Source organism: Saccharothrix violaceirubra (genome assembly GCF_014203755.1).
Lineage (GTDB): Bacteria > Actinomycetota > Actinomycetes > Mycobacteriales > Pseudonocardiaceae > Actinosynnema > Actinosynnema violaceirubrum.
In genome coordinates, this window is the sequence record NZ_JACHJS010000001.1 from 1128215 (window position 1) to 1152799 (window position 24585).

Here is a 24585-nt window from a genome sequence, read left to right on the forward strand (position 1 = left end):
TCCTGGATCAGGTACGGGTCGGCGGGCGATTTCGGTGCCGGTACCGGTGGTCACGGGTGGTCTGCTCACGGCAGCAGGCGGTGGTCTTCGAACATGTCGGTGGCGTGAAACTGGCCGAGGACCATGCAGCGCAGGTCCGCGTCCCGCTCCATGACCGGCGGCACCCCGAACACGACCGCGCCGACCACCACCAGGAACGTCCGGATCACCGCGTCGGACCCCTTCTTGGTGCGCGGGGACTGGTAGAGCAGGAACCGGGCCCACTGCCAGGCGCGCAAGGCCTTGTCGGGGTGGTCGAGGTAGGCCTGGGCGAGCAGGTCCAGGGCGGCGGTGAACATCCGGTCGGCGTGGTCGGGGTCGGCGGTGACGCAGTACATCGGGTCGCCGCCGGTCTCGACCTGTCCGGTGTCGGCGCGGCGCGCGCGGATGCGGGCGTACAGGTGTTCGGCGACTTCGCGGGCCGCCGCGCCGCGCACGATCCGGTTGCCGGGCAGGGTGGCCCCGCCGGGCAGGGTGACCGTGGTGACCAGCTCGTCGGCACGCGGCGCCTCGGCGGCGAACCTGCGCTCGGCCTGCTCGCCGTAGTGCTCCATGATCTCGCTGGCCGGGGTCGACAGCCCGCCGTCGAACGTCCGCGTGGCCGGGCTCCACACGGCCGCGTCGCGCAGCCGGCCGAACGCGCCGATCCGGTCGTAGTTCGGCCCGCCCGCGCGCAGCGACAGCCGGTAGCGGCCGTGGTCGGCGGGCAGCAGGTAGCCCGGCCGGACCGTGTCCCCGCCGGTGCGGGCCCGGTCGAACTCCAACTCCCACCGCCAGCGGATCAGGTCGGCGTACAGGTCGTGCAGGTACGCGATCCGGGCGGCGTGGTCGTGCCCGGCACGCTCGAACTCGTCGGCGAGGCGGACCCGCATGTGCTCGGCGACCGCTGCCTGGAGGCAGGCGAACGCGTGCACGTCGGCCCGCTTGGCGGCGTTGTTGGTGCGCAGGGCGAGGTGGGGGGTGGGGAACGAGTCGGCGGTGATCACGGGTTCCTCCGGGCGTGCTGGGCGGCCAGGGCGGCGGTGAGCTGGGCGTTGAGCGCGTGGACCTGTCCGGCCTTGTCGTACTGGATGCTGGCGATGCCGTTGCAGGTGTTGCAGTAGCGCACGGCGTCCTTGTTGTGTACGCGCCAGTCGCTGTCGGCTCCGTGCCCGGTGGACCCGGGGCAGGTGGTGTTGGTCATCGGCTGAGTCCCTTTCGTTACTGCCAGGTGGAGTGGATGAGGAGGTCGGGGAGTCGGGTGTCGTCGAGGTGGTCGACGGCGGCGGTGAGCGCGGCGATGAGGGTGCGGGCCTGGTCGGCGGTGACGGTGAGGTCGTGCCAGCCCTCGCCGTCGACGTGGGCGAGGTTGATCCAGGCGTGGACGCCGTCGTCGGGGTCGGCGGTGCGGGTCACGGAGACGCACACCGCGTTCGGGTTGGTGTTGGTCTCGTGCGGGGTGCGGCCGAACACGCGGGTGGCGGTGCACTCGCCGGGGCCGAGGTCAGGGGTTTCGAGGTGGCGGCCGTCACAGCCACGGAGGCACTGGGGGATGACGGTGATGAGAGACTGGGACACAGGTCCGCTCCTGGTGATGCAGGTGGTGGGCTGAGAAGGGCCGTTCGGGGTGCTGTCCCGGCGGCCCTTCGTCCATCGCGGGGGTCAGTGGTCGTGGTCGGGTTCGGGTTGGGGTTCGGGTAGGGCCAGGAGGCCGGCCACGGCGTCGGCGAGCGTTCCGTCGTGGTGCCAGGTGGCGTGTTCGCCGTCGCGGCGGTGGGCGGTGGCGTCGTCCGGGCCTCGGGTGGCCATGACGTCCACTACCGCCGTGCCGGGCCACACGCGCATGCCGGAGAAGCCGCATTTGCCGTCCTCGTAGGCGATACGCAGCGGGAACCACTTCCACGGGCCTTGTGTGGCGAGCAGGTCGAGGTCGGGTACGTCGGCTAGCCATTCGGCGAGCGCTTCGGGGGTCAGGTCGTCGGCCACGGCGTCGGCTCCGTTTTCGCGTGGGTCGGGTGGTTCTGGGGTGGTGCGGCGGCGGGGTCCCGGTGGGGGGTGTCCGGGTCCGCCGCCGCACCCGCCGCCCTGTCGGGGGAGGCTCGGGCGGCGCCCACACGCGGCGCGTACCACGTGCGAGTTCTCGGGGCTGGGTGTCAGGAACCGCTTCGCTTCGACTCTGTCGACCCGCCGAACGCCAAGTGCTGGCGGCACTTACGCAGGGCATCGATTAGCTGGTCCAGCTGAGCTAGATCGAAGTGACCTGCGGTAGGGGACGGGGTGTGCACGGTCACGTACCGCATGTCCAAGTTGACCGCCACGACGGCGGTTCCTCTGCGATCGGATGGGATGCGGCACGGGATCGCGGCTCGGTACTTCATTGCGGATCGAACCCGCTGGTGCCAGCGGCTTGTTTCCACGCTATCGTGTCTGTTGCCGTCAGGGCGTCTTGTTTCCGAAACACGCCGGAACCATCGCACTGTTTCGACAACGCCGCAAGGCGCGATCGGGTGAAGCGGGAGGGCACTACATGCCAAGAAGGTCACCGGGCCCACGCGAGCGGGCGCTCGGCGCCAAGCTGCGGACACTGCGTGAAGCAATCGAGCCTCGTATGACGCTCGGTCACGCGGCGCAGCGGGCCGGGCTCTCCAAAGGCGTCATGTCGAAGCTGGAGAACGGCTTGCGCTTCATCCGCAGCGACGAGGTGCGAGCGCTGTGCACGCTCTACGGCGTGCCCTCGGACGTCCAGGAGCAACTCGTCAAAGAGGCATCCGACGAGTCCTCAGCCCATCTCGAGAAGAGCCTGCCCGGCGTCCCGAAGGAGTCAAACACGCTCGCCTCCTACGAAGGCGACGCGTGCCGCATGACGAGCTGGCAGCCTCTGTTGGTTCCGGGACTGCTTCAGACGTTCAGGTACACCGAAGCGTTCATGGCTGCAGACGGCATACCGGCAGACGAGATCGAGGCACGCGCGGTGGCGCGCCTACGCAGACAGGAGGTCCTGAAGAGCCGCGTCAGGTACACCGCGTACATCGGGGAGTTCGCCCTCGGGGTACCTGTGGGCGGACCGGCCGTCATGGCTCAGCAGCTACGGGAGCTGATCATCGCTGGCCAACGGCCGAATGTCACCATCCGGGTCGTCCCGTCCGACGCGGTGCATTCAGGGCTTCTCGGTCAGTGGTTGCTGCTGGAGTTCCCGCACGCCCGGCCTGTCGCCCACGTGGAGCAGCTCAGAAGTGCCCTGTTCCTTGCCGGGCCCGACGCTCAGCCGTATGCCGATGCCGCCGCCCGCCTCGTGGATGTTTCGATGAACGCGACAGATTCGGTGCGGATCATCGAACAGATGGCCGAGACGATGGAGGGTCGAGCAGGTGGAGGCACAGCGACGGTGGAGGAAGTCGACTAGATCGGGCTCAACGTCTGACTGCGTAGAGGTCAGCCGGTCCGAGGGCCAAGCCGGCATCCGGGACAGCAAGCGCCCCGGACCCGAGTTGGCGTTCACCCCAGGCGGCATGGACGCATTCCTCGCGGCCATTCGTGGGGGGAACTTCGACCGCCGGTGATACAGAAGGCCGCGCCCACCGTTACTGGGCGCGGTCTCCGCGCTAGTGTGGTGCCGGTCACTTCCGCCGCTCAAGCACACCCGACGAGGAAACCAGCCCCGACCCAAGGCAGGTCCACGATGAGCAAGGACGAAGCGCCGGACTGGCGTGTCAGCAGTTGGAGCGCGTCGGAGTCGAACTGCGTCGAGATCCACCGTGACCTTGGCGCGGTGCGCGATTCGAAGAACCGAATGGGCCCGGAGTTGAGGTTCCGCCCCGGCGCCCTGGCGGCGTTCGTGCAGGGGGTCCGGCAGCAGTAGGCCGGACGTGTCAGAAGGCCGCGCCCAGGGCTGTTGGGCGCGGCCTTCGCGCTAGTGTGGCCGCGATCACCTCAGGCTTCACCCCCCTGTCGCCCCCTCGACGGATGCGAGCGTTCGTTTCGATCGGAAGGTGCTCCCAGGCGATGATCAAACCCGAATGGCGAAAATCAAGTCGCAGCACCAACACGGACTCCTGCGTCGAGGTCCGCAACGATCTCGCTGCCGTCAGGGACAGCAAGAACCCGAGCGGACCGCAGTTGGAGTTCACGCCACGATCACTGAAGGCGTTCGTGGCGGCAGTACGCCGCTGACCACCCTGTCGAAGGAGCATGAACGACGATGCCCAAACTCCGATGGAAGAAGTCCAGCAAGTCCGGCTCGAACACCGGCTGCGTGGAGATCAGCAACCGGTTCGACGCCGTCCGCGACTCGAAGAACCCCGGCGGTCCCGCACTGGAGTTCCCGGCCGGCGCGGTGAAGTCCTTCGTCGCGGCGCTCCGGCAGAGCTAGCCGCCCATGGACGAAGACCCCGACGCCGACCGGCTGACCGCGCTCACCCGCCGCCTCCACGACCTCCACCCCGCCCACGACCACGCCACGATCGAGAGCATCGCCCACGCGATCGACCGCGACGGCCACGGCGGCTCGGGCCTCGTGCCCGACCCGCTCTACTGGGACCCCCGGTACCGGGACCAGCCCGAGCTGTGGGACTGGCTGGAGTCCGACTACCAGGTGTACGACTCGGCCGACCCCCGCCGGCTGTGGCGCATCCCCACCACACCGGACACCCCGACGGTCCGCGCGCCGCGTCCCCGCTTCCGGTTGGAGAAAAGGTTGCGCGTCCGGCCGGCGCCGTACGTGGGCCGGGCGTTCGTGTACGCGTGGTACGTCGGCGTGTCCCTGGCGGGCCGGTGCGTCGCCAGCGAGGTGTGGAGGGAGTACCAGGACCGAGGGCAGCCGACCCCGGCTTGACGGTGTCCCTTCCGGACGCAAAGCTGTCGCCGTCGAACGCCGTTCAGCGCGGGTACCCCACGCGGGGTTGGCGGGTGGCACTCCGGTCAACGGCCCGCCAGCGGCTGTGACACCGGCTCAGGCGCCCGGCGGGAACCGCTGGCACTGGTCCCCCTCGCGCTGATCGACGTTCGACAGTGAAGCCCCGGCCGCCTGACATACGGCCGGGGCTTCGTCATTGTGTGAACGGCTCGGCGGGTTGTCCACACAGGACCGTACCGGCCTGGCAAACGCTTGACCGTACTGGCAGACAGCCAGATCACATTCCCGTCACCACCACCCCCGCCCATGCCCTCCCACATGGATACCCCCGCCCACCCCACCTACCCTGCGGGCACGCTCCCCATCCGCCGTAGGGAGGACCACGTGACCACCCCAACACCCCACGCCACCACCGCACTGATCACCACCACCGACGACGTCTACAACCTGCACGCCGAGATCGCCTCGATCCTCGACCGCAGACTCGCCACGATCACCACTCGGACCCGCACCGACATCGCCGACGACCTCGACGCCGCCGGCTACACCGAAGCCGCCGCGTACCTCCGCTCCCAGCCGTGACCGGCATGGACATCGTCGCCGCGATCGACCAGGCGATCGGCTGCGAACAGTGCGGCCGGCCCCTCGACGACTCCCCGTCGGACCTGTGGTGCAGCGAGGGATGCCAGCAGGCGTGGCAGTCCGCGCGCACCACGCCGCTCACCGGCTACCGCGAGCCGTGGGGCGGGTACTACCCGGAGGATTACGAGACCGGCCGCGTTCCTCGGTCGGCAGCAGAGAACCGAGTCGGCGTGTCCGTGTCGGCGTGGTTCTCGGCGTACCACGCCGGCATTGTCGGCGTCGCGGACGCGTTCACAGCGATGGGCTACTCCGAGTCCGAGGCGCAGCGGTTGTCCCAGCGGTTCTCGGAACGCCGCGACGCTTCACTCGCACCTCGGGTGTTGGTGCACGACGCGGGCACGTTGTTCACCGGCTCCGTCGACGGCTGGCGTGAGATCGGCGCTGTGGCAGGGTCGGTGCTCGTGGACGTCGCCGCGTCCACCCCTGGGACCGACGTCGACCAAAGGCGCGGTCTGGACGCGCTCCGCGAGCACGGCGCGGACTTGGACGTCGAGGACGTCGAGTTCCTGAGCCACCACGGCCACGAGATCCGCACTCGCCTGTCCGACACGATCCGCGGTGTCGAGTTCACCGCGGCGTTCGTCGACGAGGCGTTCGTGGACAGCCTGTTCCGGGCGTCCGAGGGGATGGCCGAACTCGCCGCCGTCGTGCGCGAGGTGGACGACCGGCAGGCCAGGGCGTTGGAGGCCCGGCGTAACCGCAACACCGGGCCCCGACGAACACCGCGTCCACCTCGGTCGATCAACGCCAACAAGGCGCGTTGACATGCCCCGCTTCCTTGCCACCGTGCTCAGGACCTGTTTCGTGGTCGTGGTCGTGTTCAACGTCGTCGGCGCGGTCGGCAACCTGGTCACCGGCCAGCCGACCACCGGCTACATCGCGAACCTGGCGTTCGCACTGAGTGTGTACAACCTCGCCCGCCCCGGCGACCCGCACTGGGCGCGAGCATGACCGCCCCGCCCCCACCGGACCCGTTGGACCCCGCCGCCTGGGTCCTGCTGGTCGTGGCCCTGCTGTTGATCCTGCTCGCTGTCGGAGTCGCCGCCGTCCACTAGGGAGCCGCGCATGAAGCCGTTCCTGTTCCTCCTGCTCGTCCTGGCCGTGCTCGCGTTGCTCGCCTTGGCCGTGTGGGCTGCCCACCACCGGACCGGGGTGCGCAGCCGCACGCTGGCCCGCTACCGGGCGGCGGTGCGCGACATCGAGGCCAAGGCCGACCTGTACCGGGACATCGACTCCGTACTCGCCACCGAAGTCCGCGCCATCCTCCGCACTCTCAGGGAGCACACGTGATCCGCCCTCTCACGCTCGCCGTCCTGCTGTTCCTGGCCGCCGCCGTGCTCCTGCTGTCGGGGTGTTCGATCGCGAACACCACCGCGTCCGAGGTCGCGTTGCAGTACGGAGGCGGCCCGTTCGACTCGCGTGTGTTCGTGCAGTGTGTGCCGAACGGCACCCGCGAGGTCAACGACGTCGCGGACGACCACTTCTACTACCCGGCCGGGCAGCGGGACTTCACCTTCGGCCCCGACCAGGGGTTGGACTCGGCGCCGCTGACGTCCACGACCGGCGACGCGCAGGAGATCAGCGTCTCGGGCACGGTCAAGTTCACGGTGAACACCGACTGCTCGGAGTTCGTCGACCCGTCCGGCAAGAGGTGGCCGGGCGGGAAGTTGCAGATGTTCCACGAGCTGATCGCCGCCAAGTACGACGCCGCCCCGACCGACGGCGGCGAGTCGATGCCGAACGGGTGGAAGACGCTGCTGCGCAACTACATCGGCGCCGCCGTCGACCGGGCAACGGACAACGAGGCGCTCAAGTACGGGTGGCAGGACCTGTACACGGACACGGCGAAGAAGGCCCAGTGGGAGAAGGACGTGCTCGCGCAGCTCCCGGCGATCCTGTCCACGCTGACGCAGGGCGTCGACCTGATCCAGATCAACGCGGTCCTGCTGCAGAAGCCCGGCATCCAACCGGCCCTGGTGTCGGGGCTGACGGACAAGCAGGCCGCCGAACTGCGCAACCAGGCCGCCGAGGTGGACAAGAAGGCCGCGGAGAACTTCCCGGGCGGACTGGCCGGGTATCAGGCGTACCAGCAGCAGCAGGCGATCAACCAGGCGATCAAGGACGGCAAGGTCCAGGTGCTGCCGGTGCCGCAGGGCTCGCCGGTGATCGTCGGCGGCAAGTGATGGCCGCCGCCGTCGTGTCCCTGGTCCTGGCCGTGGCCGCGCTGGTGGTGGTGCAGCGGAACTGGCTGACTCTCGCCGACACCGAACGCATCCTGGGCGACAACGCCAGGACGTTGGCGTCGGTGACCGGGGATCGGGAGACGTGGATGGCGTCCGCCGTGCGCCACTACGCGCGGGCCCGTGCGTTCGAGCGCCGCGCCTGGCCGTTCAGGCCGAAGCGGCGCGGGGTCCGTGAGTCCGATCCGTCCACAGAGGAGGCGTGATGACCGACTTCTGCTCGACCCCGACCTGTGCGTCCCGTGACACCCCGCCCTGGGCGGCCGAAGGGGCGACCGTGTGCGCCCGGTGCGTCACCCGGCTCCGGGAGGACTGCACCGCCATCCCCACGCTGTGGAGACCCTGGACGGCCACCGCCGCGCTCTACCCCACCCGTGCCGCATCCGGCCGGCGCGCTCCGGGCGTGGCCCCGGCCGCACCGGCCAACTTGGTGGCCCTGGTCATGACCGACGTGCGCACGTCGTGGGACGAGCCCGGTGACCTGCTCAACCCTCAGCGGGCGTTGGCCGAGGTGTCCGCGCGCATCCTCCGCGACGGCGCAGGCCAAGCGCGGGCGTTGGGGTCGCTGTCGGTGGCCGAGTCCTGTGCGGTCATCGGCGTCGGCCCGCTGCACTGGTGGGCGCTGGCGCAGGAGTGGGCGGGGGCGATGTGCTGGACGGTCCGCCTGGTCCGCCACCAGCTCGGCGGCCTGGCGCACGAGGTCCGGCCGCGCCCGGTCGGGACGTGCGAAGGGTGTCAGGGTCCGTTGTGGGTGTCGGGCATGTCGGTGGTGTGCCGGGCGTGCCGCACGGACAGGTCGGGGTTCGAGCTGCTCGGGCTGTCGGCATGAGCGGCGACGACGCGGGCTTGCGCCGCCACGCCGCGAGAACCGTCATGTCCGAGTGGTGGCCTGGAACCGCATGGTTCCAGTACGGCAACGTCGGCGCCTTGCCATCGGAGGTAGGTAGCGCCCGTGCATGACATCGCCAGGTGGCTTCGTGACCAGATCTCGGCCGACGCCGACGTGCTCGCCATGTGCGACGCGCACGCCGCAATCCTTGCCGTCCACTACGTCGACGAGAAGGACCCTGCCAGCGAATGCGTAGGCTGCCTCACCACCCGCTGGCGTGAGCCCTGGGCGCCCAACATCAACGAGTGCCCCACTCTGCGAGCGCTCGCTTTGGCCTACCAGCACCGCCCCGGCTACCGCGAGGAGTGGAGGCCATGACGGGCGAGGTGTACGTCCTGGTCTCCGATGACGAGGCCGGGTTGCAGGTGCACGGTGTGTTCGAGGCCGAAGCCGACGCCCGCCGTATCGCCAACGAACTCGACGAGGACGGTGACTGCGGCTACGACGTCCGCCCGCTCGGATACTGGCCGTCGGGGACCGCGCCCACGGTCTACGAGGAGTGGGAAGTCGCCATCATCCGCGACTCCCCGGACGGCCAGAGCATCTACACGGAGGCCCGACGCTGCCTCGAATCCGACCTGCGGCCGGGCCGGGCCACCGTCGAACGCGACGAGTCCGGCCGCGTTCTCTCGATCACTGCGACCGCTGCCACCAAAGCCGCCGCGCTCGCCAAGGCCGAGGCCACCGCCGACGCATACCGCGGCCCGCGCTGTCTGGCCCACCGCCAGGACGGCCCCTGCTGGTCCGACCGAAACTGGTGTCTCCTGCCTGCGGCACACGGCGAAGACTGCGAGTTCGGCGCTTTCCCCGAGCCGGTGGTCGTGGACAGCGACTCCGACGTCCTGTACTTCAGGTTGTTCGACCAGCGCCATCGGGTGCCCCGGAACGGCGGGGGCGTGGTCGCCCTCGCCGACGCCGGTCCGTATCTGGTGTACGAGCCGTCCCTGCCGCGGATGTGGTACCCGTGCGTCGACGAGGCCGAGGCGCGGGTGGTCCAGGCGAGCCGTCAGGTGCAACGGGGTCGCATACCGCGCGGCGACGGCGGGTGACCCGGCTGTGCCGCCCGCCAGAGACCGGCCGTCCCGTGAGGACGTGTGGCTGCCCGCCGACCTGCTGCTCGTGCTGCTCACCCAGGAAGCGGTCCGGACCGGCGACAGGCGCCTGCGCGTGACCCGCAAGGCCATCAACACGTGGGTGCGCCGGCGGCACGTGCGGTACGAACGCGGCCGGGGCTACCACGTCGCCTCGGTGATCGACTACCTGACCAACCGGGGACGACGCGGCCTGCACCGCCGGTCGTCTTGACCAGCGGCGACGCGATGTGTCACCATCCGTGACAGCGCCACACGTGTGCCCACCGCACCACACGACGCGCGCGAAACCCCCTTGAGGCCCCGGCATCCACCCGCCGGGGCCTCACCCATGTCTTCCCCGGAAAACGGGCCTGGGCGGCCCTGTGTGGCGGGCCGGGGAACAACGCGGTCGGGAAGCACCTGCCGGGAACTCCACCCCCGGCGCTTCCCGACCGCCCCCATCCGAACCGCACCCCCGAACAGCAGGAAAGGGGGGTGAGACCCCGTGGCCGACACCCGACTGCTGCGCACCTGCATCGGCTGCGCGCAGACCGACGACCACCCCCGCCACGTGGTGTGGCAGCCCGGTGACGTCGAGGTCACCTGGCACATGGACTGCCACGTCATCGCCACCGGCTGCCCCGTCTGCGAGGGGCAGTTGGCCGGGGCGGACGGGCTCACCGGGGACGCACTCCGCGCCCACCTGACCACAAAGGACGGATGACACGATGCCCGCTCTGGTCACCACCGAGGCCAACAGGTTGCTGGACGCGAGCCTCGGCGTCGCCACGTACACCGCGCCCACCGGCTCCATGAAGGTCGCACTCGCCACCTCCGCGTCCAGCGCTTCGGCCGCGGGCACCGAGGTGTCCGGCGGTTCCTACGCCCGCCAGAACGTCACCTTCGGGTCGGCGTCGGCGGGCTCCACGAGCAACACCGGCGCGGTCACGTTCACGAGCATGCCCGCGGCGACCGTGACGCACGTGGACATCTACGACTCCAACGGCACGCCGCGCCGCGCCTGGTACGGCGCGCTGACCGCCAGCAAGACCACTGCCAGTGGCGACACGCTCAGCTTCGCCATCGGCGCGCTCACGATCAGCCTGTCCTGACCGACACACGACATTCCGGGGGAACGAGTTGGCCGGCTTACAGCCCACCAGCGGAAACGACGTCAACACCCAGCTCGGGGTTATCGCGCGCAACGTGTTCGCGGCCCTGGCCGACGTCAAGCAGGCCAAGGACTGGCTCGACACCATGCCCGACAACACCCTCACCTCCCCGCCGTTCAACATGACGTCGGGTGACGTCGCGGTCCTCAAGTCCGCTTTCGCCGACCTGGCCAAGCTCGCCGCGGTCTTCGAGGGGACCCAGCCGCACAGCCCGGCGGCTGACCTCCGCGGGTTCGCCCGGCAGACGATCGGCATCAACTCCTGACGAGGTAGGTCGCGATGGCGGCTCCCGCGTACGGCAGCGCCGGCACCTACTACAACCCCGGCGGCACCGGCACCTCGGCGGTGGTGGCGGTGCCGTCCGGCGTGGTCTCCGGCGACGTCGTCCTGGTCGCGCTCTACAAGGAGAACAGCGCCACGGTCACCCCGCCGTCGGGTTTCACCGAGGTGTCGTCCACCCCGGTCACGACCACGTCGTCGGGCGTGCACACGCTGCACGTGTTCTGGAAGCGGGCGACCGGCGCCGACTCGGGCACCTACACGTTCTCGTGGACCGGCGCGGTCTACCGCGAGGGGTCCGCGCAGCGATACACCGGCGTCGTCACCAGCGGAAACCCTTTCGACGTCCAGAACTCGGCGCAGCGCTCCAGCAACGGCACCGCCACCCCTGCGGTCACTGTCACCACCACGGGCGCCGACCGGCTGCTCGTCTGGGCCGCGACGAGCTGGGCCGGTGGCGCGTGGACCCCGCCGACCGGGTACACCGAGCGCGTCGACACCTCGGCCGACCTCACCGTGGCCACGGTGGTGCAGGCGTCGTCCGGGTCGTCGGGCAGCGTCACGGGCACGTGTGCCGGGTCCAGTGCGCAGACCGCGTGGCTGGGAGCGCTGCTCCCGGTCTCGGGTGCGTCCACGGTGGACGCCACCGCCACGCTGGCCGCGTCGTCCACGCTGGCCGCCGCGGGGACGGTCACCACGCCGGCCACTGCCGCGCTCGTCGCGTCGAGCACCCTGTCCGCCGCGGCGACCACGACCACGAGTGCCACGGCCACGCTCGCGGCCGACTCGGCGTTCACCGCTGCGGCGGCGATCGCCCGCCCGGCCGCCGTGACCTTGGCGGCGGACTCCGCGCTGACCGCCGTCGGAACGGTCGACCGGCCTGCGACCGCGACGCTGCCCGCCGAGTCGACGCTCACCGCGATCGTCGACCGCACCGCCGTCACCACGACGCTCCTGGCCGGAACCGCAACGCTTACGGCGGACGCGGTCGCGACCCGCACCACGGGCGCCACGCTGACCGCGTCGTCCTCGCTCAGCTCGGGCGCGGACCGCACGGCCACCACAACCGTGGGCCTGTCCGCCACGTCGACCGTCACCGCCGACCCGACCGTGGTTCGGCCTGCGGCAGCCACGCTGACCGCGACCGGCACCCTCACGGCCGGCGCCGACCGCACCGCCGTCACGTCCGCCGTCCTCGCCGGTACCAGTGGTCTCACCGCGGACGCCGCCGTCACCCGGCCCGCGACGGCTGTCCTCACCGGCACGTCGACGCTCACGGCCGACCCCGGCGGCGCACTCCCGGCCACGGCCGGCCTGACCGGCTCCACGACCCTGGCCGCGACCGCCGTCCGGTCCACGCACCCCGACGCCCAACTCGCCGCCACGTCCACCCTGACCACGACGGCGACACGCACCACGACCGGCGCTGCCCAGGCGGTGGCCGACAGCCAGCTCGCCGCGACCGCCGGCCTCACCACTACCGCCTCGGGAACGCTCACCGCGAGTTCGAGCCTCACCGCGGCGGCGGTGGTCTCGGCGGGTGGTGTCGGGGCGTCGCTGACCGGCGGGTCGTCGCTGACCGCGACCGCCGTGCGCGACGCACCCGCCCTGGCCGTGCTCGTCGGCGCGGCCACGCTCACCACCTCCGGAGCCGTCCACGCCCCGGCCGTCGCACTCCTGGCCGGAACGTCCGCGCTGGCCGCGTCCACGACCTCGACCCACACGGCCACCGCGACCCTGACCGCGACGAGCGCCCTGGCCGCCACGGCCACGGGTGAGAGCGGTGAGCTGGACGACGTGTTCGCTCTCGGCCGAATCGGCACCGGGTGGACGCTCGGCCGGTTCGGGAGCGGGTGGCGGGCCGGACGCGTCGACTGAGGAAAGGGGACATCGGTGGACAAGCGCCTGTCCCGTGACTCGGTCGAGCTGCTGCGCGTCGAGGTCCTCCACACCAGACCCGACGGCACCCCGGCCGACCCGACGATCTACCCGGTCGCCGTCGCGGTCACCCCGGCCGACGTGCGCTACGTGCTGTCCACCGACTTCAAGCCTGCCCAGTGGCAGCACGGCCCGGCCGGTCCGGTGGCGGTGGTGCTCGTGGGTACCGGGTCGGACGTCGGCACCCTCGCGCTCGGCCGCAACGCCGTGTGGGTACGGGTGCAGGCAGACCCGGAGATCCCGGTGATGCGCGCCGACATGACCCTCGTCGTCTACTGACCGGACGTGACGCTGCGTGGTCGAGGTGTCGGAAAACACCGGGCCGAGACCCGTACCAGCCAGTAACTCCGGTGGACGGAGAGTGACATGCCCCAGCGTGCGGGCAAACGCTGCCCCACCCCCGGCTGCACCAACCCCACCGGCCCCGACGGCTACTGCGCCGAACGCTGCGCACGCCGCCGCAACGCCGCCGCCCACCGCACCACACCCACCAAGGTCGCCAGGGCCAGCCGCGAGGTCCGCCGCCACCGCGCCGAAGCGGTCCGAGCCCACCTCGACCAGCACGACGACGGCATGGGCCACTGCCCCGGCTACGGCCGCGAACCACACGACGTGTTCCCGGGCGAACTCACCGCCGACGACCCGGTCCCGATCGCGCGCGGCGGCGACCCGCTTCAGCAGATGGCCGTCCTGTGCAGGTCGTGCAACAGCCGCAAGGGAGCCCGATGACCGCCGCCATCACGCCCACCGACAGCAACCTCGTCGCCCACGCCCGACGCGAACTCCAGCGCCTCGGCGAGGACCCTGACACCATCGACGGCATCGTCGCCGTGGTCCAGGCTTTCGCCGACTGCGGCCACTCCGGTGGCTCCGCTCCGCACGCGATCGCCTACCTCGAACGCCTGCTTCGCTTCGAGCCCCTGTCCCCGATCACGGACGACCCCGACGAGTGGATCGACCGCTCGGAGATGAGTGGGATGCCGTGCTGGCAGAACCTTCGCCACTCCCGTGCCATGTCCCACGACGGGGGCAAAACCTACTGGCTGGTCGAGGACAACGTTCCCGTCGACGGCGTCACCCCGACCTACGTGAGCGAACCGGCGTAAGGGGGCAGTATCCGGATCATCAAGGGCGTGAAGGGCGAGTTCTACCCGTGAAGCCGAGGGGTTCACCGCGACCTACGAAGCCGTCCGGTAGAGCCCAAACGAGAGGACCCGCAGTGTACGAGCACGAGTCTTGGCCCGAGGTCATAGCCGACGCCCTCGCCGGACTGTTCGGGTTCGTGTTCTTCTTCGCCGTGCAGTTCTTGTTCATGTGGGGTCTTCTAGAACTGGTGGAGGCGGTGGCATGAGGTACTGGTACGACACCGAATTCTTGGAGGACGGCCGCACGATCGACCTGATCTCCATCGGGATCGTCGCCGAGGACGGCCGCGAGTACTACGCGGTCAACGAGGACGCCACGTACGGCAAGCTCAACCGGCGCATCCGCCGCCACCAGTGGCTGATGGACAACGTCGTGCCCGGCCTGCCGAAGCCGCACGGCGACCGGATTCTCCACATGCCCGACCGGTGGCTGTTCGACTACCACGCGCCCGAGGTCAAGCCGCACCACCGCATCGCCGACGAGGTACGCGACTTCCTCCTTGCCACCGACAGCCCGGTGTTGTGGGCCGACTACGGCGCCTACGACCACGTCGTCCTGTGCCAGTTGTGGGGGCCCATGGTCGACCTTCCGAAGGGCCTGCCGATGTTCACCCGTGACATCCAGCAGGAAGCCGCCCGGCTCGGCATCGGCTGGGATGAACTGCCCCAGCAGGAGTCCGGCCACCACAACGCGCTCGCCGACGCCAGGCACTGCCGACTCAGGTGGCGGTATCTGGACGAGGTCCGTAGTGCCGAAGGGACCCGATGACCGCGCCCGACGAGACCCGGTGCATGCCCGGCTCCACAGTCCCGGAACTGCGAGACCGGATCGCCCAGCTCACCGCCGGCGCCGACCCCACCCCGTACGACCCGGGCGTATGGCCCACCCCGGCCCAGTACGTGCACCGCTGGAACCTGATGACCGGCCCCGAACGCCTCGCCGAGGCAGACCGGACGATCAGCCTGCTCAAAGAACTCGGGCCGCCCAACTGGCTCGACATCCGAGGCAGGGTCGTCGATCCGGAATCCGCGCCGCTCGGCACGACGCTGCTGTTCCCGGAGCAGCAGGACGAGCACCACTGGCCCGAGATCGCCATCCGCTGGTCCCCGCCCGGGGCATCGGACGAGCCTTACCCGTGGCTGATCGTCGGCAGCGAAGGCCCGCAGAAGCTGAGCCACGACGTCGTCGTCGGCTGCACCGTCCTCACCGGACGGCTCACCACCCTGTGCCAAGCGGTGGAGGCAGAGACCCAAGCGCGGGCGTCACGACACGGAGATCGCGGTACGGTCGCCTGATAGACGCCCCCACACTTCCATCGGAGCCGCCCCGATGAACGAGTACCCCTACGCCACGTGCACGCGCTCGATCCCGTCGTGGGTGATGTTCGGCGTCGAGCGCCCTGGGCATGTCGTCCTGTTCGCCAGCAACGAACTCACCCAGGCCGAGCTTCGATCGCACGTCCTGGGGGAACCGCTGCTCTGGGAGTCGTCGCCGGTCGAGTGGGAGTACGTGCTCACGACGACCACGAGTTCGTTCGTGAAGATCCTCGCTCCGGACTGGCCGGCTGCGTTCAAGGGCCCCTTCGCACGCTGGTCGCCCGACGCGCAGAACCGGGACACCACCAACCCGGCTGGCCTCTTGGGACACGACATGGCACAGGCCCAGCTCCCGCAGTGACCGACGGCAGCACGGGAGCCCCGAGGTTTGGACGGCACGAAGTCACGCGAGAAGCGGGTGGGGATGATGGACAGCCCCAAAGACGTCACCGTTCAGGAGTTCCTCGACGACCTGTGTGACGCCCTCGCCCACATCGACGTGGTCCAACCCGCAGACCTCCGCGAGCCCTTGAGCCTGTGGCTCCGCGCCACCGAGGAACGCGCACTCCGTGACGGTTGGACGCACCTGCTGGGCCGGTCGGTCACCGCCGAGTGGAACGCGACCCGAGCGATCCTCCGCGCCGCAAGAGAGTGAGGCGTCGATGCGCTGCATCATGCAGAACCCCGGCGTCAACGAACACGAACCTGCAGTTGCGGTCATCGTCACCCACGTCGAAGACGGCAACCGCATCCCGATCTGCAAGCGGGACCTGGACTGGTGGCTGGACGACGCCGACGACAATCCCGGCATGGAACCGGCAGACCTCGTTTTCCTCTGATCTCGACGGAGATGCCCGATGTCTGACCTCCCGCGCAACCTCGTGATCCGCGACCCCGGCGAGGAATTCACGTTCCGGATCGGCGACCACGACCTCACCGACCTCCCGATCGCCCAGCACGGGCCGATCATCGAGAACCTCACGCCCGGCCACGCCAACCCGCTTTACCGCGCGTGGGTGCCGTTCATGGTCGAGGGCACGATCGAGGACCCGCAGGGCCTGTGCCGTCTCGTCCACGACGGAGAAGCCGAACTCGTGGGCCTGCCCAGCGGCGAGCAGGAACTGACCCTGCGCCTACCCGCCGAGCCACCCGAGGGCTGGCACGCCATACCCCGAGGCGGACCCCACGCCCGACGTACCTTCACCCGAGCCGGCAGCCGCTGGGCCCACACCACCGATGGTGACAAGCCGACGTGGCCGGAACTTCTCGCATCGGCTGGCAGCGCGGGCGTCGCGGTCATAAGCCCCTTGGTCCCCGGCATCTGACCCGACAGGGAGGGTGACAGCGTGGGCACCTTCACCGTTCCCTGCCCGGACTGCGGCCACTCGTTCCCCATGACCACGACCACCACGCGACGCGGCGTCGATACCGACGGGCACCCGGTCGTCAACCTCACCCTCGACCTCACCGACGCGAAGACCCGCTTCGCCGCACACGTCCTGCTCAACCCCGACCAACATCCCACCTTCACCATCGACACCCAGCCCGACAGCAGGGAGACGGCCACGTGACCGGCCAGCCCCGACCCATCGGCGATCTGCTCGACGCACTCGGCGTCACCGCCCAGCTCGGCGACCACGACCGCATCACCGAAGCAGTCGTCATCGCCAAGGTCGTCGAACTCGACAGCTCCACAGGAGACCCACTGCTGGGCGTCTACACCGCTGCCGGTACGGACTGGATCGCACAGCGGGGACTGGTGCACGCGGCACGCGAGGTGCTGGAGGCCACGCCACCGGTCGGGTCGGACGACCCCGACTGACCGGACGGCACCCACACCAGCACCCTCAAAACGATCAAGACAACGACCATACCCCCAGGGGTAGTCCCCCGTACCGGGGGTGTTTCCGCAGGTCGCCTCGGGCAAGGGCCGCGCAGGTGCCGGCAGAAGTTCGGAAGACCCTTTGAGGCGGTGATCGTGATGGGTCGTGGAGGTCAGGGAAGGCCGAGGATGCCGACCGCGGTGGCCGAACTGAACGGCTACCGCAAGGACCGGATCAACCACGACGAGCCAGTCCCGGCCGCGGGTGAGGTGGAGCCGCCGGCCTGGATGGTCGCCGTGCATCAGTTGGCCGACGACGGTGAGGAGTCGGCACTGCAGGTGTGGCGCCGGCTGGCCCCGGACCTGATCGCGAAGAAGGTCCTCACGCCGTGGGACGTCGAGGCGTTCGCCGTGTACTGCACCTCGGTGGTCGGCTACCGGCGGGCTGCGATCGAGGTGGCCGTGGAGGGCATGACGACCCGGGGGTCGCAGGGGGTCGTGAAGAACCCGGCGGTGACGGCGATGAAGGACTGCGCGGACCTGATGAACCGGTACGGCGCGAAGTTCGGTCTGACCCCCTCGGACCGGGCGGCGTTGGCGATCAAGCCCGACGAGGGCAAGGGCAAGGGGGCGGAACGCCTGCTCGGCTGAGGAGGGCGCGGTGGCTCTCCCGAGATGCGGGTACGTCCTGGACGACCTGGAGTGCCGGGAGCGCGGGGACCACTTCTGCGAGCCGCGGGCGTTGCACGCGAAGGCGTTTTTCGAGGAGATCCTGGTCCACACCAAGGGCACGTGGGCGCGGAAAAGGTTCGTCCTGTCGGCGTGGCAGGACACCGAGATCATCGCCCCGATCTTCGGTCCGGTGCGGTGGTCGGAGGAGTTCGGCTGCTACGTGCGCGTGATCCGGATCGTGTGGATCGAGCTGGCGCGCAAGCAGGGCAAGTCCGAGATCCTGGCCGGGATCGCGCTGTACATGCTGTGCGCGGACGGCGAGGAGCAGGCCGAGGTCTACGGGGCGGCGTGCGACAAGGACCAGGCGCGGAAGGTGTTCGACGTCGCGGCGCGGATGGTGCAGTTGTCACCGGTGCTGTCGAAGCGGCTGGTGGTCAAGCAGCACGAGAAGCGGATCGTGGACGAGCGGACGGGTTCGTACTACGAGGTGATCGCGGCGGACGCGGCGGGCAACCTGGGGCACAACCCGCACTGCATCGTGTTCGACGAGGTGTTGACGCAGAAGAACGGTGCGCTGTGGGACTCGCTGCGCACGGCGATGGGCACGCGGACGCAGGCGTTGATGGTCGCGGCGACCACGCCGGGGGACGATCCGTCGTCGTGGTGCGGCGGGATGCACGACGAGATGCAGCGCGTCGCGGACCAGCCGGAGCGGGCTCCGCACATCCACGTGTTCCTGCGCAACACGCCGCCGGACGCGGACCCGTGGGACGAGACCCTGTGGGGTTACGCGAATCCGGCGCTCGGCGAGTTCCTGTCGATCCAGGCGTTGCGGGACGAGGCGGTCGAGGCGCGCAACGACCCGTCGAAGGAGAACTCGTTCCGCCAGTACCGGCTCGCGCAGTGGGTGCGGCAGTCGCATCGGTGGATGCCGATGCACCTGTACGAGGACTGCGTCGGCGAGCCGTGGCTGGCCCCGGACTACCGGCGGCGGGAGTTGTCGGGGCGGGTGGCGTGGGCCGGGTTCGACCTCGCCGCGAAGTTCGACCTCGTCTCGTGGTGCCTGCTGGTGCCCGATGGCCACGAGGTGCACGCGTTGTGGCGGTTCTGGCTCCCGGAGTCGGGACTGGCCTTTTTGGACAAGCACAACGAGGGGAAGTTCTCCCGGTGGGCGCGTGAGGGCTGGTTGACGGTGACCGAAGGGGACGTCGTCGACTACGACCGCGTCTACACCGACATCGAAACGGACGCCCGGGACTTCGACATTCGCGCGTCGGACGCGGACCAGTGGTCGATGGCGCCGGTGATCCAGGAGATCGAGAAGCGCACCGGGGTGTGGGAGATCGATGCCTACAACAACACCTACCAGCGCATGTCCCCGGGGATGACGGAGCTGATGGCGCTGGTGAAAGCGCGCCGATTCCGGCACCACGGGAACCCGGTCGCCCGGTTCTGCTTCGACGCGGTCGAGGTGCGCAAGGCCCCGTACGACCCGGAGCTGATCCGGCCGGACAAGCCCGAGCGTGACAAGTCCGGGAAGCGGATCGACGCGGTGCCGTCGGCGGCGATGGCGGTGTCGGCGTGGAAACGGGACCCGCTGCCCGAGACGAAACCGACCGAGCCTGGTCGGCGGATCGTGGTGTCGTCGCGGAGAGGGAGGTCCGCGTGAAGCTGTCCGACCTCACCCCCGAGGAGTGGTACGCGCGGCTGACCACGAAGACGCTGCACCAACGCAGGACCGCGTTGAAGTGGTGGCAGTACATGAACCTCGAACAGGAACTCGTGTACGTCGCCCGGATCATCGCCGAGCAGGACGACCGGTTCCCGCCGCTGTTGCTGCCGTGGGCTGAACTGGTCGTCGAGTCGGTGATCGAACGCCTGCGGCTGGAGAGCTTCCTGTCCGGTGAGGCGCCGGTCGACGCGCTGGTGAAGTCGTGGAACGACAACGACCTAGCCGTCAACAGCGACGAGGCGCACAAGGCGTCGAGTGTCTCCGGCCTGCACTTCCTGATGGTCGGTCCGGACGGGGCCGGTGGTTCGCCGATGGTGACCACCGAGTACTGCGACCAGGTCGCGGTCGAGTTGGACCCGCGGACCCGGCAGCCGCTGGTGGGGCTGAAGTTGTGGACCGAGGACCTCGATGGCTTCGGAGAGGGGCACGCGGCTCTCTACATCCCCGAGGTGCCGACGTTGACCCAGCGGAGGCCTGGCCGGTGCAGGGTATTCGAGCTGGACGAGAACGGCGCCCTGTTCGAGACGGAGCCGCTGGGCGACTGGTCGCGGGTGATCGCCGAGGACCCGTCGTTGCCGAGTGTTCCGTTCGTGCCGATGCTCACCAACCCGGTGCGAGGCCATGGCACCTCCGACCTGCTGCAGCTCAAGCCGACGCTGGACGGGGCGAACCAGATCGCCACGAACATGATGGCGGCGGTGGAGCATCACGCGGTGGGCCGGAAGTGGGTCGTCGGCGCGTCGGAGAAGGACTTCGTCGACGAGAACGGGAACCAGATCCCGTTGTGGCGGATCGCGATGGGCGACGTGTGGGCGATCCCGCATGCGAAACAGGAACAGCGCAACGAGAAGCCGCCGGAGACCAAGGTCGGCCAGTTCGCGGCGTCGGACCTGCGGAACTTCCACGAGTCCCTGAAGACCCTGGCGCAGGTCGCGGCCTCGAAGTACGGGCTGCCGCCGCTGTACATGGGCTACTCCAGCGACAACCCGGCGTCGGCCGAGGCCATCCAGTTCTCGCTGGAGCGGCTCGTGCTACGCGCGGAGAAGCGGCAGTTGTGGTACGGCGGCGCGTGGGAACGCGCGGGACGTATCCAGTGGGCGATCCTCGGTAAGGACCCGACGGAGATTTCCGGCATGGAGTCGAAGTGGCGCAACGCGGCCACGCCGACGATGGCGTCCAAGATGGACGCGGCGGTGAAGGCGGTCGGTGGTCCGGTGATCGACCAGGAGCAGGCGTGGAACGACATCGGCTACTCCGAGGCGGCCAAGGCCGGGATGCGCGAGCGGATGCGTCTGCGTGGTGTGACAGCGGCCCAGTCGCTGCGTGACCTCGATGCCACGGCGACACCCCGCGGGGGTGCCTAGTGCTCCCGTCCTCCGTAGCTGAGGTCGCCGGCACCTACAGCCGCCTGGTGGACGAGCTTGTGGTCGAGGCGATGGCAGTGCTGGACCAGGCGCTGTCGCGTGGCCGGTCGTCACCGGAGGCGTGGCGGGACGCGGTGCAGGCGATCGGTGACCGGCTACTCGCACTGCAGGTGACGGCCGCGTCGTACGCGGACCCGTACCTCAACGACGTGCTCGACGCCCAGGACACCGACCCTGTCGCGGATGCCGTGGTGCAGCCGGCGGCGTTCGCGGACACAACAGACGGCGGCGGGTCCTGGCTGCAGGGGCTGGTGTTCGCGCCGAACTCGGTGCGGGAGCCGGGTGTGGAGTGGGCGTCGCGGTTCGCTTTCGTGGCCCGGTCGATCACGGCGACGGGGATCACCGACGTCGCGCGCGGGTCGGTGCAGGCGGGCATGCAGGCCCGTCCGGCGACCCGCTGGTACGTGCGGATGCTGACCGGCAAATCCTGTGCGCGGTGCGCGATCCTCGCGGGCCGCCAGTACCGGTCCTCGGTGGCGTTCAAACGCCACAGGCGCTGTGACTGCCGGGTGGTGCCCGCGGCCGAGTCCGTGCGGGACTGGACGGTCGACCCCGACGAGTACTTCCGCTCCCTGACCACGGAGGAGCAGGACGAGCGGTTCGGCAAGGCCAACGCGGAGGCGATCCGGCTGGGTGCGGACGTCGCGCAGGTCGTCAACGCCGAGTCCGGGGTGTACGTGGCCTCGGCGCACGGCCGCGAGTACCTGGCGACCACCACCGGTACGACCCGACGAGGTCTGGCCGGGCAGCGGCTCGATGGCGCCGCCCGCCTGCTACCGGACGAGATCTTCCTCCAGGCCGAGCGGCTTGGTTGGGACCGCGAGGAGATCCTCGCGCAGCTCAGGCGTAACGCCTACCTCATCTGACCTACTCGAACAGTCCTGTGTGGACGTGCCGGACGACGGCGGCACACCCGGTTCGAGGTTTCCGTCGGTACTCCGCTCCGGAGGATGCAGTGACCCAGCCCCAGGCTGTTCCGTCCGACCCTGCCCAGACCACGCCGCCGGCCCCCGGACCGACGACTGGGTCTCCCGCTCCCGCGACGACCGACTCGCCGTCTGCGAAGACGTTCACGCAGGAGCAGGTGAACGAGATGTTCGCCCGGGAGAAGCGGCGGCTGGCGGACAAGTACGCCGACTACGACACCGCGAAGACCAAGGCCGCGGAGCTGGACAGGCTCCAGGAAGCCAGCGCCACCGAGTTGGAGAAGGCGGTCAAGGCCGCGGACGCGGCGGCGCGTGCCGACGTGACCGCGAAGACCAACGCCCGCCTGGTCGGCGCGGAGGTCAAGGCGGCGGCGGCGCACGCCGGGTTCAACGACCCCGGTGACGCGGTGATCCAGCTCGGCGCGCAGATCGCGGGCGTGAAGGTCGGCGACGACGGCCAGGTCGACGAGGACGCCGTGAAGGCACTCGTAGCCGAGTTGGCGCAGGCCAAGCCGTACCTGGTGAAGCAGGCGGACGCCAGGCAGCAGCCACTTCCCGGGCAGGGACTGCACCAGCCATCACGCACTGCGGGCAGTGACGAGGGCAAGGCCGAAGCCGCACGCCGGTTCGGCAAGCCACCGGCCCGCCCCTGACGATGAAAGGCAACCCATGACCGACATCTCGGTCCGCTGGAACGACTACCAGGTCGAGAAGCGGGACTGGTTGGCGGGCGAGCACGGAACCGGCCCGGGCGACAACCCGTCCGTCGTGCTCGACGTCTCCCTGTTCACGCAGAACATCCACTACCCCAACGGTTACATCCCGTCGGGCACCCCGCTGGCGAAGGTGACGGCGACCGGATTGTACGGGCCGTACAGCGTCACCGACGAGGTGCAGACCATCACCGAGGGCGGCTCCGGTCTCACCTCGTTCACGTTGACCCTGTCGGGTCAGACCACGGGGTCCATCGCCGCCGCGGCGACCGCGGACACGGTGAAGGCCGCGATCGAGGCCCTGTCGAACGTCGGCGCGGGCAACGTCGCGGTCACCGGCAACGCGGGCGGGCCGTACACGGTGACGTTCACCGGCGCGTTGGCGGACACCAACGTCGCGCAGATGACCGCAACCCCGACCGGTGGCACCGGCACCGTCACGATCGCCACGACCACCGGCGGCGGCACCGAGGGCACCGGCGGCCTGGAGACCTGTGCGGGTCTGCTGTTCGGCTTCGCCACGGTCGTACGCGGGACCACCACGCTGGCCAAGGTCGGCGGGGCGCTGTTCGTGCACGGGTTCGTGCGCCGCTCACGGCTGCCGTTCACGTTGGACACCAACGGGCAGAACGACCTCAAGCTGATCCACTTCACCGACTGATCGGAGGGACTGATCATGGCTATCGTCTTCGACGGCCCGGTTTCCCCCGACGCCGTCACGAGTTTCATCCGTCTGGTCCCGGCCACCACCGGGTTCATCCTCAACGAACTCCTGCCCGACAAGGAGTTCCAGGACATCGAAGTCGACTTCGAGGAACTGGTCCTCACCAACCGGGTGGCCCGGTTCCGCAGCTACGACGGCCGAGTGCACGTCTCCCAGCGGGACGGCATGCGGTCGGGCAAGGTCAGGCTGCCCCCCGTGTCCTCGTCGCTGAACATGGGCGAGTACGAACGGCTGCTGCTGGAGTTCGAGCGCATCGGCGGTACCCGCACCGACGCGCTCAAGCAGGCGATCTACAACGACGCCCTGCGCCTGGTCCGCGAGGTCCGCAACCGCATGGAGTTGGCGCGCGGGGACGTGCTCACCGACTTCAAGCTGTCGATGCTCGCAGGCGGCAACGAGCCCGCCGGTCTGGAGGCCGACTACGGCGCCCCGGCCGGGCACCTCGTCGCCCCCTCCACGCTGTGGAGCAACACCACCACGGCCACGCCGCTGAGCGACCTGGTCGCCTGGTGCGACCGGTGGAAGACCGACAACGGCGGCGCCGGAGCCGGTGCGCTGTGGACCTCCAACCGTGTGCTGCGTCTGGCGCAGCGCAACAAGGAGATCATCGACGCGGTCTACGGAGCCACCCAGGGACGTACCCGGGTCACCGTGGAGGAGCTGAACAACCTCCTGGAGTCCGAGGGCATCCCGACCATCCGTACCTACGACGCGTCGGTGGACGTGGACGGGGTCACCACGCCGATCATCCCGGACGACCGGTTGCTGATCGCTCCCGCCAACGGCGAGGAGCTGGGCTTCACGGCCTGGGGCATCTCGGCGACCGCGCTGGAGCTGGTCCGATCGAACGAAGCGGAGATGAACTTCGCCATCGCACCCGGTGTCGTCGGCCTGGTCGTCAAGGAAGGTCCGCCGTTCCGGGAGTTCACCTACGTCGACGCGGTCGGCATGCCCGTGATCTCCAACCCGCGCGCGCTGATCGTCGCCGACGTCCTGTGAGGAGGGTG

Annotated in this window: 43 protein-coding genes; 39 read left to right on the plus strand and 4 right to left on the minus strand. The window is 69.8% G+C overall.

Annotation, left to right across the window (positions count from 1 at the left end; genetic code table 11):
• Positions 1 to 65: 65 nt before the first annotated feature.
• From F4559_RS05720 to F4559_RS05735, 4 genes are all read right to left on the minus strand, one after another.
• Positions 66 to 1025 carry a hypothetical protein gene (locus F4559_RS05720; protein ID WP_184666539.1) on the minus strand — a complete coding sequence of 320 codons (960 nt, stop codon included), beginning with the start codon at positions 1023 to 1025 and terminating at the stop codon, positions 66 to 68.
• Positions 1022 to 1222 (minus strand): hypothetical protein, encoded by a 201-nt coding sequence (locus tag F4559_RS05725; protein WP_184666540.1) that lies wholly within the window; start codon positions 1220 to 1222, stop codon positions 1022 to 1024. The genes F4559_RS05720 and F4559_RS05725 overlap by 4 nt, the downstream gene beginning before the upstream one ends.
• 17 nt (positions 1223 to 1239) lie before the next feature.
• Entirely contained in the window at positions 1240 to 1596 is a 357-nt protein-coding gene (locus F4559_RS05730; protein ID WP_184666541.1) for a hypothetical protein, read from the minus strand.
• Positions 1597 to 1680: 84 nt separating this feature from the next.
• Complete coding sequence (locus F4559_RS05735) at positions 1681 to 2004, minus strand: hypothetical protein (RefSeq protein WP_184666542.1); 324 nt, start codon at positions 2002 to 2004, stop codon at positions 1681 to 1683.
• Between the two features lie 541 nt (positions 2005 to 2545).
• Here F4559_RS05735 and F4559_RS05740 point away from each other — a divergent pair.
• From F4559_RS05740 to F4559_RS05925, 39 genes are all read left to right on the plus strand, one after another.
• A complete protein-coding gene (locus F4559_RS05740; RefSeq protein WP_281386567.1) occupies positions 2546 to 3421 on the plus strand; it encodes a helix-turn-helix domain-containing protein in 876 nt (291 codons plus the stop codon).
• Complete coding sequence (locus F4559_RS36210; protein ID WP_184666544.1) at positions 3387 to 3578, plus strand: DUF397 domain-containing protein; 192 nt, start codon at positions 3387 to 3389, stop codon at positions 3576 to 3578. Before F4559_RS05740 ends, F4559_RS36210 begins: the two co-directional genes overlap by 35 nt.
• Before the next feature lie 119 nt (positions 3579 to 3697).
• On the plus strand, positions 3698 to 3877 hold the full coding sequence (locus F4559_RS05750; protein ID WP_184666545.1) for a DUF397 domain-containing protein: 180 nt from the start codon (positions 3698 to 3700) through the stop codon (positions 3875 to 3877).
• A gap of 143 nt (positions 3878 to 4020) precedes the next feature.
• The gene (locus tag F4559_RS05755) at positions 4021 to 4188 is read left to right on the plus strand and encodes a DUF397 domain-containing protein (protein WP_184666546.1); all 168 of its coding nucleotides are present in this window, start codon (positions 4021 to 4023) and stop codon (positions 4186 to 4188) included.
• A 28-nt stretch (positions 4189 to 4216) separates the two neighbouring features.
• Positions 4217 to 4387, plus strand: coding sequence for a DUF397 domain-containing protein (locus F4559_RS05760; protein WP_184666547.1), 171 nt, complete (start codon positions 4217 to 4219; stop codon positions 4385 to 4387).
• A 6-nt stretch (positions 4388 to 4393) separates the two neighbouring features.
• Positions 4394 to 4849 carry a hypothetical protein gene (locus F4559_RS05765; protein ID WP_184666548.1) on the plus strand — a complete coding sequence of 152 codons (456 nt, stop codon included), beginning with the start codon at positions 4394 to 4396 and terminating at the stop codon, positions 4847 to 4849.
• A 405-nt stretch (positions 4850 to 5254) separates the two neighbouring features.
• On the plus strand, positions 5255 to 5452 hold the full coding sequence (locus F4559_RS05770) for a hypothetical protein (protein WP_184666549.1): 198 nt from the start codon (positions 5255 to 5257) through the stop codon (positions 5450 to 5452).
• Positions 5449 to 6276 (plus strand): hypothetical protein, encoded by an 828-nt coding sequence (locus tag F4559_RS05775; RefSeq protein WP_184666550.1) that lies wholly within the window; start codon positions 5449 to 5451, stop codon positions 6274 to 6276. Before F4559_RS05770 ends, F4559_RS05775 begins: the two co-directional genes overlap by 4 nt.
• 1 nt (position 6277) lies before the next feature.
• Positions 6278 to 6463 carry a hypothetical protein gene (locus F4559_RS05780; RefSeq protein WP_184666551.1) on the plus strand — a complete coding sequence of 62 codons (186 nt, stop codon included), beginning with the start codon at positions 6278 to 6280 and terminating at the stop codon, positions 6461 to 6463.
• A 114-nt stretch (positions 6464 to 6577) separates the two neighbouring features.
• The gene (locus F4559_RS05785) at positions 6578 to 6802 is read left to right on the plus strand and encodes a hypothetical protein (protein ID WP_184666552.1); all 225 of its coding nucleotides are present in this window, start codon (positions 6578 to 6580) and stop codon (positions 6800 to 6802) included.
• A complete protein-coding gene (locus tag F4559_RS05790) occupies positions 6799 to 7695 on the plus strand; it encodes an SPFH domain-containing protein (protein ID WP_184666553.1) in 897 nt (298 codons plus the stop codon). The genes F4559_RS05785 and F4559_RS05790 overlap by 4 nt, the downstream gene beginning before the upstream one ends.
• Entirely contained in the window at positions 7695 to 7958 is a 264-nt protein-coding gene (locus F4559_RS05795) for a hypothetical protein (protein WP_184666554.1), read from the plus strand. Before F4559_RS05790 ends, F4559_RS05795 begins: the two co-directional genes overlap by 1 nt.
• Complete coding sequence (locus tag F4559_RS05800; protein ID WP_184666555.1) at positions 7958 to 8581, plus strand: hypothetical protein; 624 nt, start codon at positions 7958 to 7960, stop codon at positions 8579 to 8581. The genes F4559_RS05795 and F4559_RS05800 overlap by 1 nt, the downstream gene beginning before the upstream one ends.
• Before the next feature lie 123 nt (positions 8582 to 8704).
• The gene (locus F4559_RS05805) at positions 8705 to 8959 is read left to right on the plus strand and encodes a DUF6221 family protein (RefSeq protein WP_184666556.1); all 255 of its coding nucleotides are present in this window, start codon (positions 8705 to 8707) and stop codon (positions 8957 to 8959) included.
• Complete coding sequence (locus F4559_RS05810) at positions 8956 to 9690, plus strand: hypothetical protein (protein WP_184666557.1); 735 nt, start codon at positions 8956 to 8958, stop codon at positions 9688 to 9690. Before F4559_RS05805 ends, F4559_RS05810 begins: the two co-directional genes overlap by 4 nt.
• A 7-nt stretch (positions 9691 to 9697) precedes the next feature.
• Positions 9698 to 9946: a hypothetical protein gene (locus F4559_RS05815; RefSeq protein ID WP_184666558.1), complete on the plus strand. Its 249-nt coding sequence runs from the start codon at positions 9698 to 9700 to the stop codon at positions 9944 to 9946.
• A 273-nt stretch (positions 9947 to 10219) separates the two neighbouring features.
• Positions 10220 to 10438 carry a hypothetical protein gene (locus F4559_RS05820; RefSeq protein WP_184666559.1) on the plus strand — a complete coding sequence of 73 codons (219 nt, stop codon included), beginning with the start codon at positions 10220 to 10222 and terminating at the stop codon, positions 10436 to 10438.
• Between the two features lie 4 nt (positions 10439 to 10442).
• Entirely contained in the window at positions 10443 to 10826 is a 384-nt protein-coding gene (locus F4559_RS05825) for a phage tail fiber protein (RefSeq protein WP_184666560.1), read from the plus strand.
• A 28-nt stretch (positions 10827 to 10854) separates the two neighbouring features.
• A complete protein-coding gene (locus F4559_RS05830) occupies positions 10855 to 11151 on the plus strand; it encodes a hypothetical protein (protein WP_184666561.1) in 297 nt (98 codons plus the stop codon).
• 14 nt (positions 11152 to 11165) lie between these two features.
• Positions 11166 to 13043, plus strand: a complete 1878-nt coding sequence (locus F4559_RS05835; protein ID WP_184666562.1) for a hypothetical protein — start codon at positions 11166 to 11168, stop codon at positions 13041 to 13043.
• 15 nt (positions 13044 to 13058) lie between these two features.
• Entirely contained in the window at positions 13059 to 13382 is a 324-nt protein-coding gene (locus F4559_RS05840) for a hypothetical protein (protein ID WP_184666563.1), read from the plus strand.
• Between the two features lie 87 nt (positions 13383 to 13469).
• The gene (locus F4559_RS05845) at positions 13470 to 13832 is read left to right on the plus strand and encodes a hypothetical protein (RefSeq protein ID WP_184666564.1); all 363 of its coding nucleotides are present in this window, start codon (positions 13470 to 13472) and stop codon (positions 13830 to 13832) included.
• Positions 13829 to 14209, plus strand: coding sequence for a hypothetical protein (locus F4559_RS05850; RefSeq protein WP_184666565.1), 381 nt, complete (start codon positions 13829 to 13831; stop codon positions 14207 to 14209). The genes F4559_RS05845 and F4559_RS05850 overlap by 4 nt, the downstream gene beginning before the upstream one ends.
• Positions 14210 to 14322: 113 nt before the next feature.
• A complete protein-coding gene (locus F4559_RS35785; protein ID WP_281386272.1) occupies positions 14323 to 14454 on the plus strand; it encodes a hypothetical protein in 132 nt (43 codons plus the stop codon).
• On the plus strand, positions 14451 to 15017 hold the full coding sequence (locus F4559_RS05855) for a 3'-5' exoribonuclease domain-containing protein (protein ID WP_184666566.1): 567 nt from the start codon (positions 14451 to 14453) through the stop codon (positions 15015 to 15017). Before F4559_RS35785 ends, F4559_RS05855 begins: the two co-directional genes overlap by 4 nt.
• Positions 15014 to 15544: a hypothetical protein gene (locus F4559_RS05860; RefSeq protein WP_184666567.1), complete on the plus strand. Its 531-nt coding sequence runs from the start codon at positions 15014 to 15016 to the stop codon at positions 15542 to 15544. The genes F4559_RS05855 and F4559_RS05860 overlap by 4 nt, the downstream gene beginning before the upstream one ends.
• A 34-nt stretch (positions 15545 to 15578) precedes the next feature.
• Complete coding sequence (locus F4559_RS05865) at positions 15579 to 15926, plus strand: hypothetical protein (RefSeq protein ID WP_184666568.1); 348 nt, start codon at positions 15579 to 15581, stop codon at positions 15924 to 15926.
• Positions 15927 to 15992: 66 nt separating this feature from the next.
• Positions 15993 to 16220, plus strand: a complete 228-nt coding sequence (locus F4559_RS05870) for a hypothetical protein (RefSeq protein WP_184666569.1) — start codon at positions 15993 to 15995, stop codon at positions 16218 to 16220.
• A gap of 7 nt (positions 16221 to 16227) precedes the next feature.
• Positions 16228 to 16404: a hypothetical protein gene (locus F4559_RS05875; RefSeq protein ID WP_184666570.1), complete on the plus strand. Its 177-nt coding sequence runs from the start codon at positions 16228 to 16230 to the stop codon at positions 16402 to 16404.
• A gap of 18 nt (positions 16405 to 16422) precedes the next feature.
• Positions 16423 to 16890, plus strand: coding sequence for a hypothetical protein (locus F4559_RS05880; protein WP_184666571.1), 468 nt, complete (start codon positions 16423 to 16425; stop codon positions 16888 to 16890).
• A gap of 21 nt (positions 16891 to 16911) precedes the next feature.
• Positions 16912 to 17136, plus strand: a complete 225-nt coding sequence (locus F4559_RS05885) for a hypothetical protein (protein WP_184666572.1) — start codon at positions 16912 to 16914, stop codon at positions 17134 to 17136.
• Positions 17133 to 17387, plus strand: a complete 255-nt coding sequence (locus F4559_RS05890; protein ID WP_184666573.1) for a hypothetical protein — start codon at positions 17133 to 17135, stop codon at positions 17385 to 17387. Before F4559_RS05885 ends, F4559_RS05890 begins: the two co-directional genes overlap by 4 nt.
• 189 nt (positions 17388 to 17576) lie before the next feature.
• Positions 17577 to 18038, plus strand: coding sequence for a phage terminase small subunit P27 family (locus tag F4559_RS05895; RefSeq protein ID WP_184666574.1), 462 nt, complete (start codon positions 17577 to 17579; stop codon positions 18036 to 18038).
• A 10-nt stretch (positions 18039 to 18048) separates the two neighbouring features.
• Positions 18049 to 19728 carry a terminase large subunit gene (locus tag F4559_RS05900; protein WP_184666575.1) on the plus strand — a complete coding sequence of 560 codons (1680 nt, stop codon included), beginning with the start codon at positions 18049 to 18051 and terminating at the stop codon, positions 19726 to 19728.
• Positions 19725 to 21155, plus strand: coding sequence for a phage portal protein (locus F4559_RS05905; protein WP_184666576.1), 1431 nt, complete (start codon positions 19725 to 19727; stop codon positions 21153 to 21155). The genes F4559_RS05900 and F4559_RS05905 overlap by 4 nt, the downstream gene beginning before the upstream one ends.
• Before the next feature lie 47 nt (positions 21156 to 21202).
• Positions 21203 to 22081 carry a VG15 protein gene (locus F4559_RS05910; RefSeq protein ID WP_184666577.1) on the plus strand — a complete coding sequence of 293 codons (879 nt, stop codon included), beginning with the start codon at positions 21203 to 21205 and terminating at the stop codon, positions 22079 to 22081.
• A gap of 218 nt (positions 22082 to 22299) precedes the next feature.
• Complete coding sequence (locus tag F4559_RS05915) at positions 22300 to 22794, plus strand: hypothetical protein (protein ID WP_184666578.1); 495 nt, start codon at positions 22300 to 22302, stop codon at positions 22792 to 22794.
• 16 nt (positions 22795 to 22810) lie between these two features.
• Positions 22811 to 23515, plus strand: a complete 705-nt coding sequence (locus tag F4559_RS05920; RefSeq protein WP_184666579.1) for a hypothetical protein — start codon at positions 22811 to 22813, stop codon at positions 23513 to 23515.
• 15 nt (positions 23516 to 23530) lie between these two features.
• Complete coding sequence (locus F4559_RS05925) at positions 23531 to 24577, plus strand: major capsid protein (protein WP_184666580.1); 1047 nt, start codon at positions 23531 to 23533, stop codon at positions 24575 to 24577.
• Positions 24578 to 24585 lie beyond the last annotated feature (8 nt).

Coding starts and splice junctions, on each gene's coding strand:
- F4559_RS05725 (WP_184666540.1), bottom strand. CDS start 1,222: ATGACCAACACCACCTGCCCCGGGTCCACCGGGCACGGAGCCGACAGC.
- F4559_RS05740 (WP_281386567.1), top strand. CDS start 2,546: ATGCCAAGAAGGTCACCGGGCCCACGCGAGCGGGCGCTCGGCGCCAAG.
- F4559_RS05750 (WP_184666545.1), top strand. CDS start 3,698: ATGAGCAAGGACGAAGCGCCGGACTGGCGTGTCAGCAGTTGGAGCGCG.
- F4559_RS05755 (WP_184666546.1), top strand. CDS start 4,021: ATGATCAAACCCGAATGGCGAAAATCAAGTCGCAGCACCAACACGGAC.
- F4559_RS05760 (WP_184666547.1), top strand. CDS start 4,217: ATGCCCAAACTCCGATGGAAGAAGTCCAGCAAGTCCGGCTCGAACACC.
- F4559_RS05765 (WP_184666548.1), top strand. CDS start 4,394: ATGGACGAAGACCCCGACGCCGACCGGCTGACCGCGCTCACCCGCCGC.
- F4559_RS05780 (WP_184666551.1), top strand. CDS start 6,278: ATGCCCCGCTTCCTTGCCACCGTGCTCAGGACCTGTTTCGTGGTCGTG.
- F4559_RS05785 (WP_184666552.1), top strand. CDS start 6,578: ATGAAGCCGTTCCTGTTCCTCCTGCTCGTCCTGGCCGTGCTCGCGTTG.
- F4559_RS05795 (WP_184666554.1), top strand. CDS start 7,695: ATGGCCGCCGCCGTCGTGTCCCTGGTCCTGGCCGTGGCCGCGCTGGTG.
- F4559_RS05800 (WP_184666555.1), top strand. CDS start 7,958: ATGACCGACTTCTGCTCGACCCCGACCTGTGCGTCCCGTGACACCCCG.
- F4559_RS05810 (WP_184666557.1), top strand. CDS start 8,956: ATGACGGGCGAGGTGTACGTCCTGGTCTCCGATGACGAGGCCGGGTTG.
- F4559_RS05825 (WP_184666560.1), top strand. CDS start 10,443: ATGCCCGCTCTGGTCACCACCGAGGCCAACAGGTTGCTGGACGCGAGC.
- F4559_RS05835 (WP_184666562.1), top strand. CDS start 11,166: ATGGCGGCTCCCGCGTACGGCAGCGCCGGCACCTACTACAACCCCGGC.
- F4559_RS05845 (WP_184666564.1), top strand. CDS start 13,470: ATGCCCCAGCGTGCGGGCAAACGCTGCCCCACCCCCGGCTGCACCAAC.
- F4559_RS05850 (WP_184666565.1), top strand. CDS start 13,829: ATGACCGCCGCCATCACGCCCACCGACAGCAACCTCGTCGCCCACGCC.
- F4559_RS05855 (WP_184666566.1), top strand. CDS start 14,451: ATGAGGTACTGGTACGACACCGAATTCTTGGAGGACGGCCGCACGATC.
- F4559_RS05860 (WP_184666567.1), top strand. CDS start 15,014: ATGACCGCGCCCGACGAGACCCGGTGCATGCCCGGCTCCACAGTCCCG.
- F4559_RS05865 (WP_184666568.1), top strand. CDS start 15,579: ATGAACGAGTACCCCTACGCCACGTGCACGCGCTCGATCCCGTCGTGG.
- F4559_RS05870 (WP_184666569.1), top strand. CDS start 15,993: ATGGACAGCCCCAAAGACGTCACCGTTCAGGAGTTCCTCGACGACCTG.
- F4559_RS05875 (WP_184666570.1), top strand. CDS start 16,228: ATGCGCTGCATCATGCAGAACCCCGGCGTCAACGAACACGAACCTGCA.
- F4559_RS05880 (WP_184666571.1), top strand. CDS start 16,423: ATGTCTGACCTCCCGCGCAACCTCGTGATCCGCGACCCCGGCGAGGAA.
- F4559_RS05895 (WP_184666574.1), top strand. CDS start 17,577: ATGCCGACCGCGGTGGCCGAACTGAACGGCTACCGCAAGGACCGGATC.
- F4559_RS05920 (WP_184666579.1), top strand. CDS start 22,811: ATGACCGACATCTCGGTCCGCTGGAACGACTACCAGGTCGAGAAGCGG.
- F4559_RS05925 (WP_184666580.1), top strand. CDS start 23,531: ATGGCTATCGTCTTCGACGGCCCGGTTTCCCCCGACGCCGTCACGAGT.